Here is a 15044-nt window from a genome sequence, read left to right on the forward strand (position 1 = left end):
AAACCCGTGGCCGCAGGGGCTTCGTGCAGCAGCCCGCCCTCTTCCCCAGCGACTATGCTGCGCGCATGCCCGCCACCAAAACCCTGCTCATCGTCTACCACTCCATGACCGGCGGCACGCGCCAGATGGCCGAGGCCGCCTGCGCCGCCGCCCGGGCGGCCGAGCCCACCGTGGCAGTGCGCCTGTTGCATGCCGCAGAGGCCCACGCAGCCGATGTGCTGGCGGCCGACGGCTACCTGTTTGCCACGCCCGAGAATCTGGCGGCCATCAGCGGGCAGCTCAAGGACTTTTTTGACCGCTGCTACTACGGCGCGCTCGACCAGATCAATGGCCGCCCTTATGCCCTGCTGGTTTGCGCAGGCAGCGACGGGCAGAACGCAGCGCGGCAGATGGCGCGCATCGCCACGGGCTGGCGCCTGAACGCGGTGGCTGAGCCGCTGATCGTGTGCACCCATGCGCAAACGCCCGAGGCCATCCTGGCGCCCAAACACATCGGCGCGGACGATCTGGCGCGCTGCCAGTCGCTGGGCGAGGCCCTGGCGGTGGGGCTGGCGATGGGGGTTTTCTAACCCTGGGCGGTCGGTTCCAGCTCGGGCGCCTGGTACACCAGCACCTTGAGTGCCCGGCCGGGCTCCAAGTCGGCAAACACGGCCGGGTTGGCCACGCGTTCGACAAACTGCAGCTCGGGCGCCAGCTCGTGCATCTGGTCCTGCAAAAAGTCCACGCCCAGCTCGGGCGCATTCAGGCACAGCAATGCGTGGCCGCCGGGGGCCAGCAAATCGGGCAGGCGGCGCATCAAGCGCGCGTAGTCCTTGGTGGCCACAAAGCTGCCCTTCTGATAGCTGGGCGGGTCCACGATGACCAGGCCATAGGGCCCGCTGCGCGTGATCTTGCCCCAGCTGCTGAAGATGTCGTGCGGCAAAAAGGCGGCGCCCGCGGTGATGCCGTTGAGCTGGTGGTTCTGTTGCCCGATGCCAATGGCGCCGTGGCTCATGTCCACGTTGACCACCTGCCTGGCGCCCGCCTGCAGCGCCACCACCGAAAACGCGCAGGTGTAGGCAAACAGGTTCAGCACCTTGAGGCCGTAGCGGTCTGCACTGCGCGCGGCGGCATAGTCGCGCACCCAGCGGCGGCCTGCAGCCATGTCGAGGAACAGGCCGTGGTTCTGCCCGCGCAGCACATGCACCCGGTAGCGTGCCCCGGCCTCGGTCACGATGTGCGGATCGGGCACGGCACCGGCCATCAGCCGCGTCTCGCTGCGGCCCTCGATGCGCAAAGCCTCACCCCGGTGCTGGAACACCCAGTTCAGCACCTCGCCCGCCGGGGCGATCTGCGCCCAGCGGGCCTCCAGCGCGGCGCCGATGGCGGCCAACTCGTCCTCGGTGGCGGGCGCAAAGCTCGTCAGCACCAGCACCGGTGGATAGGCGTCCAGCACCCACTGCTCTGCCCCCGGGTGCAGCCCGCCCCGGCCATGAAAGATGCGCTGCGCCTCAGAGGGCAGGGGCATGGCGGCAATGGCGTCGAGCAGGGCTTGCATGGGTGGTGGTGTGTGGATGGTCTGAAAAAATCAAGCAAAAAAGGCTGCTACCGCCTTCTGCATATGCCTTGATAGCTACGGATTCGATAGCACACTCAATTATCGCCGTTTGTGTGGGTACCCAGCCATTGCTTGCGCGTGGTGCGCAGCTTGAAGCGCTGGCGGTAGGCCCCCGGGGTGGTGCCGCTCACGCGGTGGAAGATCTTGCGAAAGCTGCCCGTGTCGCTGTAGCCGCATTGCTGCGCCACGGCGTCCACGGTGAGGTAGGTGGTCTGCAGCAGCGCCTGGGCCTGGGCGATGCGCAGGCGGTGCAGGTAGTCCTGCGGGCTCTCGCCATACACCTGGGCAAACCAGCGCAGCAGCGTGCGCGGGCTGGTGGCGGCGGCGCGGGCCGTGGCCTGCAGGCTGTAGGGCTCGTTGCAGTGGTCCTGCAGCCAGCGGCGGGCCTGCTCCAGGCTGCCCGCACCCATGGGGGCACCGGTGGGCGTTTCCATGGTGGCGGTGGCCGTCAGCTGGCGCGGCGCATCGAACAGCAGCACATGCGATGCGGCCTGGGCCAGTTCGGCAGCGGGGGTGTGGGCCAGCAGGTCCAGCACCACGGGCAGGGTGTCCTGCGGCGCGGCCGATGTCCAGACGGGGCCGTCGCGCAGCCAGGGTCTGTCGCGCTGCCAGGCCACCTCGGCCGGGGGTGAATGACCCTGAGCGCTGGTGCCCGACTGCAGCACGATGGACGGCGCAAACGCCCAGGGCAGCGCCACCTGGCGCCCGGCCAGCAAGCCGCAGTCGGCCAGCAGGCTGGAGCCATTGAACAGCGCCGCCACCACCCCGCCGCCCGCGACATGGGCGCGCAGCAGGTCGCCAAAGTATTGGTGGTGGCGGTGGCTCACCTCGCGCAGCTGGGGCCCGGTGGGCACCAGCCAACCGGGGATGACGATGGCGTGCAGGTGGCCTTGCAGCGCCCCGCTGTCGGGCACAGGCGGCGGCGCGGCGCCGTCCTCGCCCGGTGCCAGCAGCCAGTGCCAGCGCACGGGCGCCTCGGCACCACCAGCCCGCATCGCGGCCAGCATGTTCATGGCCCGCAGGGCATCCACCACCGCAGCGGCCGTGCTGGCAATGCTGCCCGGCCCCCAGACGATGCCCACGTTCACCCCCAGGGGCGACGGGGTGGCGGGGGCTTCGGGTTGGTCTCTAGGCATGGTGGCGATATTGCCATTGTTTGTGGCCAAAACGCCATCGTGTCCAGATGTTACCCGGCAGTAGCATGGCGGCGCGAACAACAGCGCCCTGCCCTGGCCAAGACCAACGGCAGGTACCACACGACACGACGCGACACCTGGAGACACCCACCCATGCAACAGAAAACCGGCCTGCCCACAGGCATGACCCGCGCCCGCACCCCACTTACCGCCCTGGCCGCCGCCAGCGCCGCCCTGGCCCTGGCGGGCTGCGCGGGCACGCCCGTGGGCACCAGCGGCAAAAGCAGCAGCGTGACCATCGAACGCACCACCTTCGGCATCCCGCACATCTCCGCGCAAGACCCGGAGACCCTGGCCTACGGCGTGGCCTATGCCTATGCGCAGGACAACGTCTGCATGACGGCCGACCAGCTGGTGACCGCACGTGGCCAGCGCAGCAGCCACTTCGGCGCCAAGACCATCGGCCTGCTGGGCCGCCGCTACATCCCCAACGAACAGATCGACCTGTTCATGGCCGCCCATATGGACGACGCCCTGCTTGCGCGCAGCTGGGCCCGCGCCAGCGCCCAGGTGCAGAGCATGGCGCGCGGCTACGTGGCGGGCTACAACCGCTATCTGGCCGACAACGCCGCCACCCTGCCCGACGCCTGCCGGGGCAAGCCCTGGGTGCAGCCCATGACGCTGGCCGAATACCGCCGCATGGCCGAGGTGGTGGCCGTGCAGGCCGGCATTGCCGCGCTGGCCGATGGCATGCTGGGTGCGCAGCCCCCTGCCGCCAAGGCCGCCCAGGCACCCGCCCCTGACGTGAATCTGGCCGATGCCGCCCAGGCCATGCGCGACGTGGGCCTGCTCGACTCGCCCCTGGGCTCCAACGCCTGGGCCTTTGGCAAGGACGTGACGGCCAACGGCAGCGGCATGCTGCTGGGCAACCCGCATTTCCCCTGGAGCGGCCCCAACCGCTTCTACGAGATGCACCTCACCATCCCCGGCCAGATGGACGTGATGGGCGTGGGCATCGGCACCTATCCCATGGTCTCCATCGGCTTCAACAAGGACGTGGCCTGGTCGCACACCGTGTCCACCGGCAAACGCTTCACGCTGTACGAACTGGCCCTGGTGCCGGGCGACGCCACCAGCTACCTGGTGGACGGCAAGCCCGAGAAGATGACCGCCCGCAAGGTCAGCGCCCAGATCCCCGGCGCCGATGGCCAGCCCCAGACCCGCGAACACACCGTGTGGAGCACCCGCTGGGGCCCGCTGGTGGTGGTGCCCCGCGCGGGCCTGGGCTGGACCGACAAGACCGCCTACGCCCTGCGCGACGCCAACACCGGCAACACCCGCATGATGGACGCCGCCCTGGCCTTTGCGCGCGCCACCTCGGTGGGCGAGATGCACAAGGCCCATGCCTCGCTGGGCCTGCCCTGGGTGAACACCCTGGCGGCCGACCGCCACGGCCGCGTGCTCTACACCGACACCAGCGTGGTGCCCGATGTGGACGCCGCCCAGCTGGAACGCTGCGCCCCCAGCAAACCCGCCGCCGCGCTGCGCGGCGCAGCGGGCCTGGTGGTGCTGAACGGCGCACGCGCCGACTGCGCCTGGCGCGAAGACAGCGCATCGCCCGTGCCTGGCCTCATCCCCATGGGCCGCATGCCCGTGGCCCTGCGCAATGACTGGGTGCAGAACAGCAACGACAGCTTCGTCTACACCCACCCCACGCAGAAGTTTGAAGGCATCTCGCCCCTGGTGGGCGACGCCAGCCTGACCCGCCCCCGCACCCGCGCCAGCCTGGCCGAGATCCCCGAGATGCTGGGCCGGGGCAAGGTCACCTTGCAGGCCATGCAGGACCAGCTGTTCCAGAACCGCAACTTCATGGCCCAGGTGGTGGTGCCCGACCTGCTGGCCGCCTGTGACAAGGCGCCCACGGCCGAATCCCGCGATGGGTGCGCGGCCCTCAAAGGCTGGGACCGCCGCAACAACGTCGATGCCCGCGGCGCCCATGTGTTCCGCGAGTTCTGGCGCACCGCGCGCAACATCCCCGGCGTGCACCGCGTGCCCTTTGACTCTGCGCAACCCGTGGCCACCCCTGCAGGCCTGAAGATGGACGACGCCGCCACCGCCGCCAAGGTGTGGGAGGCGCTGGACGGCGCCGTCAAGGCCATCCGCACCAGCGGCTACACGCTCGACGCCACTCTGGGCAGCGTGCAGCGCCCGGCCATCACCGAAGAACCGATTGCACTGCACGGCGGCGAGGAGTTTGAAGGCGTGCTCAACAACCTGGGCCGACAGGAGCCCGCGCCCATCAACAAGGCAGGCCTGCGCATCGACTACGGCACCAGCTACGTGCAAACCGTGACCTTCGACGCCAAGGGCCCGGTGGCCCAGGCCATCCTGGCCTACGGCCAGTCCACCAACCCTGCATCGCCCCACGTCAACGACCAGATGCGCGAGTTCTCGGCCAAGCGCTGGCACACCCTGCCCTTCCACCGCGACGACGTGGTGAAGGCGCGCGTGGGCGAGCCGCTGCGGCTGGTGCGGCCTTGAGCGGCTCCACGGCCAGAAATTTGAAGGCTTTTAGGCTTTTACCGCCCGTCCATCATAGCTTGATAGCTATCAAAACATGAGCAAATACTTCTACCCGCTTCTCGCTGCGGGCGGAGGCCTGGCTCAGCGCAGCCCCAGCCGCGTGAGCTTCTTGACCAGGCCCACGCGCGAGATGCCCAGGCGGCGGGCGGCTTCGGACTGGTTGCCGCCTGCGGCGGCCAGGGTGTCGCGCACCATGCGGGTTTCCAGCTCGGTCAGGGCGGCGTCCAGCGGGCCGGTGCCTGCGGGGGCTGGGGAGGTTTCAGTGCCAGGTGTCGGAGCCTCGGTCGCCATGTCGCCGCTGGCCAGTTGCAGCAGGGGCGCGTCCACCTCGCGCTCTGGGGGCATCAGCAGCGCACCGGCGGATTCGACCACCGCTTTCAGCTCGCGCACGTTGCCGGGCCAGTCGCGTGCCATCAGCCAGGCCAGGGCATCGGCCGACAGCCGGGCGTTGTGTGCCACGCGGTGCAGAAAGCGCGTGGCCAGCAGCGGGATGTCGGCGGGGCGTTCTGCCAGCGAAGGGGTGCGCAGCACCACGCCCTTGAGACGGTAGAACAGGTCTTCGCGGAAGCTGCCTTCGCGCACCATGGCCTCCAGGTCGCGGTGCGTGGCGGCCACCACGCGCACGTCGGCGCGCTTTTGTGCGCGGCCGCCCACGGGCACAAAAGTGCCCTCCTGCAGAAAGCGCAGCAGCTTGACCTGCATGGGCGGGGGCATTTCGCCCACTTCGTCCAGAAACAGCGTGCCGCCGTGCGCGGCCTCCACCAGGCCCGCCTGGTCGCGGTAGGCGCCGGTGAAGCTGCCCTTCATGTGGCCGAACAGCTCGCTCTCCAGCAGCTCGGCCGACAGCGCGCCGCAGTGGATGGCCACAAACGGCGCGGTACGGCGTGCGCTGTGGGCATGCAGGGCGCGGGCCACCAGCTCTTTGCCCGTGCCCGTGGGGCCCAGCACCAGCACACTGACCTGGGTGGGCGCCACACGGCGCACCAGCGCGCGCAGCTGCACCGTGGCCGTCGCCTGGCCCACCAGACCCATGTCGTCCAGCCCCTGTGCATCCAGCGCCTGCCCGGCCCGCAGCGTTGCCAGCTCGGCATCCAGGCGGGCCTTGTGCAGCCCGCGCGCCACCACAAAACGCAGCATGTCGGGGTCGATGGGTTTGGTGAGGAAGTCCCAGGCGCCCAGTTCGGTGGCGCGCAGGGCCAACGCGTGGTCGCCATGGCCCGTCAGCACCACCACGGGCACGGGGGCAAAGCGCGGGATCAGCTCCAGCCCCCTCTCGGGGTCCATGTGCGGGGGCATGGCCAGGTCCAGCAAGACCAGCTCGGGGCGGCGCTGGGCAAAGGCGGCCAGGGCCTGCACACCATCGCCCGCCAGCGTGACCTCGTGGCCCAGGTTGCGCAAGAAGGCGCCCCCCAGGCGCTGGAAAGCGGCTTCGTCGTCCACCAGCAGCACATGGCCGTGGCCTGGCGCGCTGGGGGTATCAGCGCCACCCGCGATGCTCTGCGCAGGCGGGTGGCCGGAGGGTTCGTGGAAGGCTTGGTTCATGGGGCGGGTGTGCGAGGAAAGCGCAGCGTGAAACAGGTGCTCCAGGGCGCACGCTCGGTCAGCGCCACCGTGCCGCCGTGGGCCGCCATGGTGCGGGCCACGATGGCCAGGCCCAGCCCGGTGCCGCCCGGGCTGCGCGAGGCAAAGGGCTCAAACAGCCGGTCGCGGATTTCGGCGGGCACGCCGGGGCCGGCGTCGCACACATGCAGCAGCACGGCGGTGGAGGTGGTTTCGGCGTCGATGTGCACGTGGCTGTGGGTGGGGGTGTGGGCGGCCGCCGGGGCTGTGGCATCGCTGCCGGGGGCGGTGGCCGTGCGCGCGTTTTCAAACAGGTTGGTCAGCGCCTGGTCCACACGGCGCGGGTCGGCGCGCAGCCACAGCGGTTGGTCCAGCCCCGGCCCGAAGCTCACATCGGGCAGGCGCATGGCGGCGTTGCGCACCTGGGCTGCCAGGTCGATGGTGCTGGGCGCCAGCGTCCAGGGCTTGGCAAAGTCCAGCAGGTCGTGCGTGAGGTGCGCAATGCGGGCCACCTGCTCGGCCACTTCACGCCGGGTGTCGCCCGGCGCAGCGGCCACCGCCATGGAGATGATGTTCAGCGGGTTGCGGATGTCGTGCGCCACCGTGGCCGCCAGGGCCCCCAGCTCGGCCAGGCGGGCCTGCAGCTGGCGTTCGCGCTCACGGGCGGCAAACTGCTGGGCCTGCTCCACACGCTCGGCAGCCTCGGCCACCACGGTGCCAAACAGCTCGGCCACATGGCGCGGCCCGGGGGGCGCGGCATCCCAGCCCTGCAGCGACACGGCCCAGCCATCGCCCTCGCGGCCACATACCAGCTGCGGCGTGCTGCTGGAGGCGGGCGGGGCATCGCCAATGTGGACCTCGACCTGCGTGCCGGTGCGTGCGCTGAGCAAGGCGGCGGCCTGTTCGCCCAGGGCCTGGGGCGTTTCGGCCGACCCCAGCGTGCGGCGCCAGGCGGCCAGGTCAGCGGCCGACACCTCGGCGCCCGGGTACACCAGCCGCTCGGCCACGCGCCGCACGGGGCCATTGAGCGCGAGCACACTGGCCGCCACGGCCAGGCCGCCCAGCCAGCGCGACTCCAGTGGCAACAGCGGCGTGAGCGCCACCACCACCAGCCCCAGTGCCAAAAGCAGCGCCCACACCAGGGCACGGCGCGCCCAGGCATTCGCCACAAACACCCCATAGCGCAGGATGCCGTACACCAAAATCAGCGAATAAAACGGCAGGCCCAGCAGCGGAAACGGGTAGATCGGCCAGTCCAGCACCGCAATGCCATAGCCCGCCAGGCACAGCAGGCCCCACAGGCAGGATGCGGTGACGGCCGCAATCTGCCGGAACTTCTGCCCGTCACCCAGGCGGCGTGCGCGCAGCAAGGCATGCAGCAGCACCCACACCCCGCCGATACCCAGGATGACCCAGGCCATGCTGGCCACCACTCCCACCTCATCAGCCACCGCAATCCAGCCGATGTCGCGGTGGTGCACCAGGTGCGCGGGCACCAGCAGGATGGAAACCACCGAGGCACCACCGCCCAGCGCATAGGCAGCCGCCACACCCCAGCGCCCCAGATCCACACGGCAGAACACGGTGCAGAAGTGAAAGAACAGCGCCGACGTGAAGGGCGCCGTGGCCAGCAGGCGCATGGCCACCGGTTCTGTTTCAGGGCCGATCCAGTTGGGCAGCTCGTTGCCCACCATCCACATCGAAATGCCGGTCAAGAAGGCCGCCAGCAGCCGTGCACCCGCCACGCGGTCGGCCCAGGCCAGCAACAGGGCGGCCAGCACCAGGGTTTCGAGCACAGAAAACCCGAGGACGGCGTGGATCAGCATGCAAGAACCGATGGGGGGGGAGCGCTGCGCATGGCGGAGACCTGTTCCTGGGGTTAACGGTTTGGGCTGCGCGCACTGTAAACCAAGTATGCAGGTCGGTCTGCTGATTTCAATGAAATCAAGCACTTGCAGTGCATTCAGCACCTGGCCCGGGTTTCGCAATAGGGAGTGCAACCGCCACTCTTGCCCAGCCCGCCATGTTTGCCCTTTTCAACCCCGCCCCTCGCCCTTGCGATGCCGCCCCGGCCCACCCCGCCACCGCGTTGGACCTGCGCGCCATGGTGGGCGCCGCAGCCTGGGCGCGCCTGCCCGCCGCTGTGCAACGCCGCTTTGGCACCGCACATGCCGATGTGGCCTATGAAGGCCAGATGGACCTGCGCTGCTCGCTGGTCGGCCATGTCTATGCCGCGCTGACCCGGGCTTGGGGTGGCCCACTGACCCACATCAACACCACCGCCCTGCCCGCCACCGTGCGCGTGAGCGGCAACGGGTGCGGTGGCGTGGTGTGGGAGCGCTGCTTTCACACCAGCACCGACAGCGGCGCGGGCCGCACCGTGCGATCCACCAAGGAGCTGGGCCCCGATGGGCGCCTGCTGGAGCGCACCGACGGGGGCCTGGCCATGTCGCTGGATGTGCTGGAAGAAGACGGCGCGCTGGTGTTTCGCAGCCGCCGCTTCTGGTGGGTGCGGGGGCGCCTGCGCATCCCCGTGCCTGCCCTGCTGACCCCAGGCACCTGCCGCGTGGCGCACACCGACCTGGGCGGCGGGCAGTTCCGCTTCACGCTGAGCATGGTGCACCCCTGGTGGGGGGAGACCTTCCACCAGTCCGGGGTGTTCACCGACCCCTGCACCGAACCCGCCAGCCCTGACTATTCTTCTTTGAACGCACTTTGAACAAGGACACCCGACCATGAGTGCCATGACCCCCGTTTTTATGCTGCTCTCCGTCCAGGCCGCCATGGGCGCGTTTGACAACTGGTGGCACCACGAGCTGCAGGCCCGCCTGCCCCATCGCCCATCGGCCCGGTATGAGCTGGCGCTGCATGCGGCGCGCGAGGCGATCTATGGCGTCGTCTTTTTCGGGCTGGCCTGGTTTGCATGGCATGGCGCCTGGGCCGCATTGATCGCGGCGCTGTTGCTGACCGAGCTGGGTATCACCCTGGCGGATTTTCTGGAAGAAGACCGCACCCGGCGCCTGCCCCCGCTGGAGCGGGTGCTGCACACGCTGCTGACCATCAGCTACGGCCTGTTCCTGGGGCTGATGGCGCCCGTGCTGTGGAGCTGGCTGCAGCAGCCCACCGCCCTGGTCGTGGCGCCCCATGGCTGGGTGTCGTGGCTGTTTACCGCGTTTGCGCTGGGGGTGTGGGCCTGGAGCGTGCGCAACCTGCGCGCCGTGTTGCGCCTGCGGCGTGCGGCGGCAGCACCTGCAGCCGAGCCCCAGGCTGTGCCGGGCGACAGCCAGCACCACACCGCCCCCGCCACGCTGGTCACCGGCGCCACGGGGTTCGTGGGCAGCGCCCTGGTGGCGCAGCTGCTGCAGGGTGGCCAGCGCGTGATCGTGCTGACGCGCGATGTGCTGCAAGCCCGCGCCAGCCTGGGCCCGGGCGTGTGGGCGGTGGACACGCTGGATGCGATCCCGCCAGAAACCCCCATCGACGCGGTGGTCCAGCTCGCCGGGGCGCGGGTGCTGGGCATGCCCTGGACGGCTGCGCGCAGGCGTGTGCTGTTGGCCAGCCGGGTGGACACCACCATGGCCGTGGTCGCGCTGATGCGGCGCCTGCACCACCGCCCCCGGGTGCTGGTCAGCGCATCGGCCGTGGGGTTCTATGGCGCATCGCCCAACGCCTCGATGGAGCCGCTGGATGAGAACGCGCCACCGCGCCCGGGCGAGTTCCAGTCCGACCTGTGCGCCGCCATCGAGCACGAGGCCCGGCGCGCCGAAGCACTGGGTGTGCGCGTAGTGCGCCTGCGCCTGGGGGTGGTGCTGGGCAACGGCGGTGGTGCCTACCCGATGCAGGCGCTGAGCGCCCGCCTGGGCCTGGGCGCCGTGCTGGGGCATGGCCGCCAGGCCGCGCCGTGGATCCACCTGGCCGATGCGCTGGGGCTGATCCGGTTTGCGCTGGCACGCAACGATGTGCAGGGGCCCATCAACGCGGTGGCGCCCGGTGCCGTGCCGCAACGCAGTTTTGTGCAGGCCCTGGCCGCGTCGTTCGGGCAGCGCGTGTGGCTGACCATGCCGGCCGCCCCGTTGCGCTGGGCGCTGGGCGAGATGTCCACCTTGCTGCTGGACGGGCAGAACGTGGTGCCCCAGGCGGCGCTGGCCCTGGGTTACCAGTTCGTGCACCCCGATCTGCCAGGTGCCCTGCGGGACCTCGCAGGAACTCGCACAGAGACTGAGGCGCGGTAATGCAGCGGCCGGGTGGCAGGCTACGGCGCCCGGCCCCACCCCAGCGCCACATGCTGCAGCAGCATGATGGTCTTGCCGTCCTGGATCGTGCCGTTGGCAATGCCTGCCAGCGCGTCGGCCAGCGGCATCTCGATCACCTCGATGTCCTCGCCCTCCCCCTCCAGGCCGCCCCCGCTGCGGATGCGGTCGCCGGGTTCGTATTCGGCGATGAAGAAGTGCAGCTTTTCCGTCACCGAGCCCGGGCTCATGTACGCCTCGAACACCTTGCGCGGCTGGCGCACGCGGTAGCCGGTTTCTTCCTCGGCCTCGCGGCGGATGCAGGTTTCGGGGTCGTCACCGTCGAGCAGGCCTGCGCAGGTCTCAATCAGCAGGCCGTCGGCGCAGCCATTGAGAAAGGCGGGCAGCCGGAACTGGCGGGTGAGCACCACCATGCTGCGGCGCGGGTCAAACAGCAGCAGCGCGGCGCCGTTGCCCCGGTCATAGGCCTCACGGCTCATCGTCTGCCATTGGCCGTCGCGCCTGCGCAATGAGCAGGTGACCTTGCGCAGCACATACCAGTTGTCGGAGAGCACCTGCACATCCAGCAGCTTCACGTGCTCGGTGCGGGCGTTCAGCTCGGCGATGGGGATATCGGGCACGGGGCGGATCATGCGGCGTGCCCCTGGTTGCGAACCGGGCGCAGGGGCAGCTCCTCCACGTGATGGAACACCGGGAGCCCGCGTGCGCGGGCCTTGGCCACATCCATGTCCGCGCCACGCGAAGCGCCGGGCAAGCGCAGCACTGCATCGCAGCGCGCCAGCAGACGCTCGGCCACGGGGTACTGGTAGGCGTGAAAGACCGCGTCGCCCGGCTCACGCCCGCCCGCCGCATGGATGATGGGCAGGGCCAGCCACTCGCCCACCAGGGGCAGATGGCCGCGTTCGTAGATTGGCAGTGCGGCCGCCTCCAGGCGGGCCCGGTTGGCGGCGATGCGGGCGGGGTCTCCGTCGGTGCCCGAGAGGTAGGGGCCGGCGATCAGCACCAGCAGAGGGAGGTCAGTGTCAGGGGCGGCGGACATGGTGTTGCGCAATTTAATTTACGCAATATCATGCACAAACATGCAAATTCGTGCAATCTTCTTTTGTAGCCCCCCATGCTGACCACCCAACGCAAGCAACTCCTGCTCGACCGCCTGCGGCAGGACGGACAGATCGTGGCCAAGGCCTTCAGCGAAGAGCTGGGCATCTCGGAAGACACCGTGCGGCGCGACCTGCGCGAGCTGGCTGCCGAGGGCCGCTTGCAGCGTGTGCACGGCGGCGCCCTGCCCGCCTCGGCCGCTGTGGGCAGCTTGCAAGTGCGTGAGCAACTGGCCCCTGAAGACAAGCGCGCCCTGGGCCGCGCCGGGGCCGCCCTGGTGTTGCCCGGCCAGGTGGTGATCCTGGATGGGGGTACCACCTCACTGCAGGTGGTGCAGCACCTGCCGCTGGACTTGCGCGCCACCGTGGTCACGCACAGCCCGGCCGTTGCCGTGGCGCTGGCCGGGCACCTGCACGTGGAGGTGCTGGTGCTGGGTGGCCGGCTGTTCCGCCATTCCATGGTGAACGTGGGAGCCAGCGTGGTCGAGGCCGCAGCCCAGTTGCGGGCCGACCTGTACCTGATGGGCGTGACCGGTGTGCATGCCGAAGCCGGCCTGACCACGGGCGATTTTGAGGAGGCCGCCGTCAAGCGTGCCCTGCACCAGCGGGCGGCAGAAACGGTGGTGCTGGCCTCGCTCGACAAGCTGGGCACGGCATCGCCATTCAGTGTGGCCCCCTTGCGCGAACTGGCCGCGCTGGTGGTGCCTGCCACCACGCCGCAGGCCTTGCGCAAAAAGCTGCAGGCCGGTGGCGCCAAGATGGAGGTTGCTGCAGGCTGATCAGGCCATCAGACAGTAGCGGTGCCAGCGCCCAGGCGCAGATGTGAGACCAAGGCTGCAGCAAAGCCCGTCAGTACTGCCCCCTTGCGCACGCAGATCTGCAGATCACGCTGCGCCCAGGGTTCATCCAGCTCCACCAGCACCGGCGGTTCGCTCAGGCCCGCCACCTGCAGGGCCGCCCCCCGGGGCACCAGCCCAATGCCCACGCCCGCGCCCACCATGCGGCACACGGCCTCGAAGCTGCGCACCTGAATGCGCACGTCCAGGTGCCGCCCCAGCGCGGCGGCGGCGTTGGTCGTGAAGGTGTGGATGGCCGAGCCCGCGTGCAGCATCACAAAGGCCTGGTCCAGCACCTCGGCAAAACCCACACGGCCGCGCCCTGCCAGCGCATGGCCTGCGGGCACGATAAGCACCAGGCGGTCCTGCCGATAAGGTGCCAGCTCCACCCCGGCGCCCGTGCCGCTGTCTGCCAGCACGCCCACCTCGATCTCGCCGTTGGCCACGGCGACCACAATCTCGGCGCTGGTGCGCTCTTCCAGGCTCACGCTGACCTGGGGATGCCGCTTGAGGAAGCCTGCCAGGTCGTCGGGCAAAAAGGTGTGCGTGGCATGCGTGTTGGCCCACAGGCTCACATGGCCGCGAATGCCGGTGGCAAAGGGCGAGAGATTGGCATGCATCTGCTCGATGCTGGCCAGCACCTGGCGGGCGTTGCGCAGCAGGGCCTCGCCCGCCCGGGTCAGCGCCACGCCGCGCGTCTGGCGCTCGAACAGTGAGGTGTTCAGCGCCTCCTCCAGCCGCCGCAGCCGGTGGCTGGCCGACGACGGAGCCAGGTAGGCACGCGCCGCGCCCCGGGTGAGGTTGCGCTCTTCGGCAATGGCGACAAAAAGGCGCAGGTCGGTGAGGTCGTAGTTCAAGGCGGCTCCTTGCGTTCGTATAAAACGAATGCACGCTTGCTGGATCAACAATTGTGCCGTGCTGTATATGGGTGCAGGATCCTTGTCATCCAATAAAAAGCACGCAAATCGTTCGGCCCAGCCGCATGAAATGCACGAACCCACTCCATGCCCTGGAAAAACTGGTCCTCCGAACGCCTTGGTCTTGCCCTCGCCATCCTGGCGGCGCTGGGCTTCTCCTTCAAAGCCATCTTTGTAAAACTGGCCTACGCCGTGCCCCAGGCCGTGCCAGTGGACTCCGTCACCCTGCTGTGCCTGCGCATGGCGTTTTCGGTGCCGGTGTTCGCCTGGGTGGGCTGGCGCGCCAGCCGCCACCTGGCGCCGCTGCAAGGGCGCGACTGGCTGGCCATTGTGGCGCTGGGCCTGCTGGGCTATTACGGCGCGAGCATCCTCGACTTCATCGGCCTCCAGTACATCACCGCCAGCCTGGAGCGGCTGATCCTCTTCACCTACCCCACGCTCACCATCGTGATCGGGGTGCTCTTCATGGGCAAGCGCGCCTCGCGGCGCGAGCTGGGCGCGCTGCTGCTGTCCTACGCAGGCATTGGCCTGGCTTTTGCGCACGACTTGCATGTGGCGGGCGACACGCGGGCCGTGCTCATCGGCGCGGGCTTCGTGTTCGGCTCGGCCGTGTCGTATGCGTTCTACCAGGCGGGCAGCGAGCCCGCCATCCGGCGCATGGGTGCGGCGCGCTTCACGGCACTGGCCATGCTGGTCTCCACCGGCGCCACTCTGCTGCATTTTGTGGTGTCGCAGCCTGTGGGCGCACTGGTGCAGCCCGCGCCGGTCTACCTGCACGCGCTGGGCATGGCCGTGTTCTCCACCGTGTTGCCGGTGTTCATGACCTCCGCCGCCATCCGCCGCATTGGCGCCTCAAAGACGGCGCTCATCGGCACGCTGGGCCCCATCCTCACCATCTTTTTTGGTGCGTGGCTGCTGGGCGAGCCGTTGTCCGTCTGGCAACTGGGGGGTGCCGCCCTGGTGCTGGCGGGGGTCTTGCTGATCAGCAAAATCAGCATTCAAACAGGCTTTCTGCGCCTGATGGACAAGACTTTATTGCTATATAAAAAGTAGCAAAATCTCTGCCGC

Annotated in this window: 13 protein-coding genes; 6 read left to right on the top strand and 7 right to left on the bottom strand. The window is 69.3% G+C overall.

The window, feature by feature from the left end; translation table 11 throughout:
• The first annotated feature begins 65 nt into the window (after window positions 1–65).
• Entirely contained in the window at window positions 66–569 is a 504-nt protein-coding gene (locus CBY09_RS02775) for a flavodoxin family protein (RefSeq protein ID WP_094286321.1), read from the top strand.
• Here CBY09_RS02775 and CBY09_RS02780 read toward each other — a convergent pair.
• Both CBY09_RS02780 and CBY09_RS02785 read right to left on the bottom strand, forming a co-directional pair.
• Window positions 566–1537 (bottom strand): class I SAM-dependent methyltransferase, encoded by a 972-nt coding sequence (locus CBY09_RS02780; protein WP_094286190.1) that lies wholly within the window; start codon window positions 1535–1537, stop codon window positions 566–568. The two genes, CBY09_RS02775 and CBY09_RS02780, sit on opposite strands and share 4 nt — an antisense overlap.
• 95 nt (window positions 1538–1632) lie before the next feature.
• On the bottom strand, window positions 1633–2733 hold the full coding sequence (locus CBY09_RS02785) for a GlxA family transcriptional regulator (protein WP_094286192.1): 1101 nt from the start codon (window positions 2731–2733) through the stop codon (window positions 1633–1635).
• A 183-nt stretch (window positions 2734–2916) separates the two neighbouring features.
• Here CBY09_RS02785 and CBY09_RS02790 point away from each other — a divergent pair, with 183 nt between their 5' ends.
• Complete coding sequence (locus tag CBY09_RS02790) at window positions 2917–5274, top strand: penicillin acylase family protein (RefSeq protein WP_094286323.1); 2358 nt, start codon at window positions 2917–2919, stop codon at window positions 5272–5274.
• Between the two features lie 123 nt (window positions 5275–5397).
• Here the strand turns inward: CBY09_RS02790 and CBY09_RS02795 are convergent, their stop codons facing one another.
• Together CBY09_RS02795 and CBY09_RS02800 are read right to left on the bottom strand one after the other, a co-directional pair.
• A complete protein-coding gene (locus CBY09_RS02795) occupies window positions 5398–6858 on the bottom strand; it encodes a sigma-54-dependent transcriptional regulator (RefSeq protein ID WP_094286194.1) in 1461 nt (486 codons plus the stop codon).
• On the bottom strand, window positions 6855–8702 hold the full coding sequence (locus CBY09_RS02800) for a sensor histidine kinase (protein ID WP_094286196.1): 1848 nt from the start codon (window positions 8700–8702) through the stop codon (window positions 6855–6857). Before CBY09_RS02800 ends, CBY09_RS02795 begins: the two co-directional genes overlap by 4 nt.
• 197 nt (window positions 8703–8899) lie before the next feature.
• On the opposite strand from CBY09_RS02800, the gene CBY09_RS02805 reads away from it, so the two are divergent.
• Window positions 8900–9595, top strand: a complete 696-nt coding sequence (locus tag CBY09_RS02805) for a DUF4166 domain-containing protein (protein ID WP_094286198.1) — start codon at window positions 8900–8902, stop codon at window positions 9593–9595.
• A 16-nt stretch (window positions 9596–9611) separates the two neighbouring features.
• Entirely contained in the window at window positions 9612–11108 is a 1497-nt protein-coding gene (locus CBY09_RS02810; protein WP_094286200.1) for a TIGR01777 family oxidoreductase, read from the top strand.
• Between the two features lie 20 nt (window positions 11109–11128).
• On the opposite strand, the gene CBY09_RS02815 is transcribed toward CBY09_RS02810, so the two are convergent.
• Together CBY09_RS02815 and CBY09_RS02820 are read right to left on the bottom strand one after the other, a co-directional pair.
• The gene (locus tag CBY09_RS02815; protein WP_094286202.1) at window positions 11129–11758 is read right to left on the bottom strand and encodes an NUDIX domain-containing protein; all 630 of its coding nucleotides are present in this window, start codon (window positions 11756–11758) and stop codon (window positions 11129–11131) included.
• The gene (locus CBY09_RS02820) at window positions 11755–12165 is read right to left on the bottom strand and encodes a DUF4406 domain-containing protein (RefSeq protein ID WP_094286325.1); all 411 of its coding nucleotides are present in this window, start codon (window positions 12163–12165) and stop codon (window positions 11755–11757) included. The genes CBY09_RS02815 and CBY09_RS02820 overlap by 4 nt, the downstream gene beginning before the upstream one ends.
• A gap of 75 nt (window positions 12166–12240) precedes the next feature.
• Between CBY09_RS02820 and CBY09_RS02825 the strand changes: the two genes are divergently transcribed.
• Window positions 12241–13002 (top strand): DeoR/GlpR family DNA-binding transcription regulator, encoded by a 762-nt coding sequence (locus tag CBY09_RS02825; RefSeq protein WP_094286204.1) that lies wholly within the window; start codon window positions 12241–12243, stop codon window positions 13000–13002.
• An 8-nt stretch (window positions 13003–13010) separates the two neighbouring features.
• On the opposite strand, the gene CBY09_RS02830 is transcribed toward CBY09_RS02825, so the two are convergent.
• Window positions 13011–13916 carry a LysR substrate-binding domain-containing protein gene (locus CBY09_RS02830; protein ID WP_094286206.1) on the bottom strand — a complete coding sequence of 302 codons (906 nt, stop codon included), beginning with the start codon at window positions 13914–13916 and terminating at the stop codon, window positions 13011–13013.
• A gap of 147 nt (window positions 13917–14063) precedes the next feature.
• Between CBY09_RS02830 and CBY09_RS02835 the strand changes: the two genes are divergently transcribed.
• A complete protein-coding gene (locus CBY09_RS02835; protein WP_240515561.1) occupies window positions 14064–15029 on the top strand; it encodes a DMT family transporter in 966 nt (321 codons plus the stop codon).
• Window positions 15030–15044: the final 15 nt, after the last annotated feature.

This window comes from Acidovorax kalamii, assembly GCF_002245625.1.
GTDB lineage: Bacteria > Pseudomonadota > Gammaproteobacteria > Burkholderiales > Burkholderiaceae_C > Acidovorax > Acidovorax kalamii.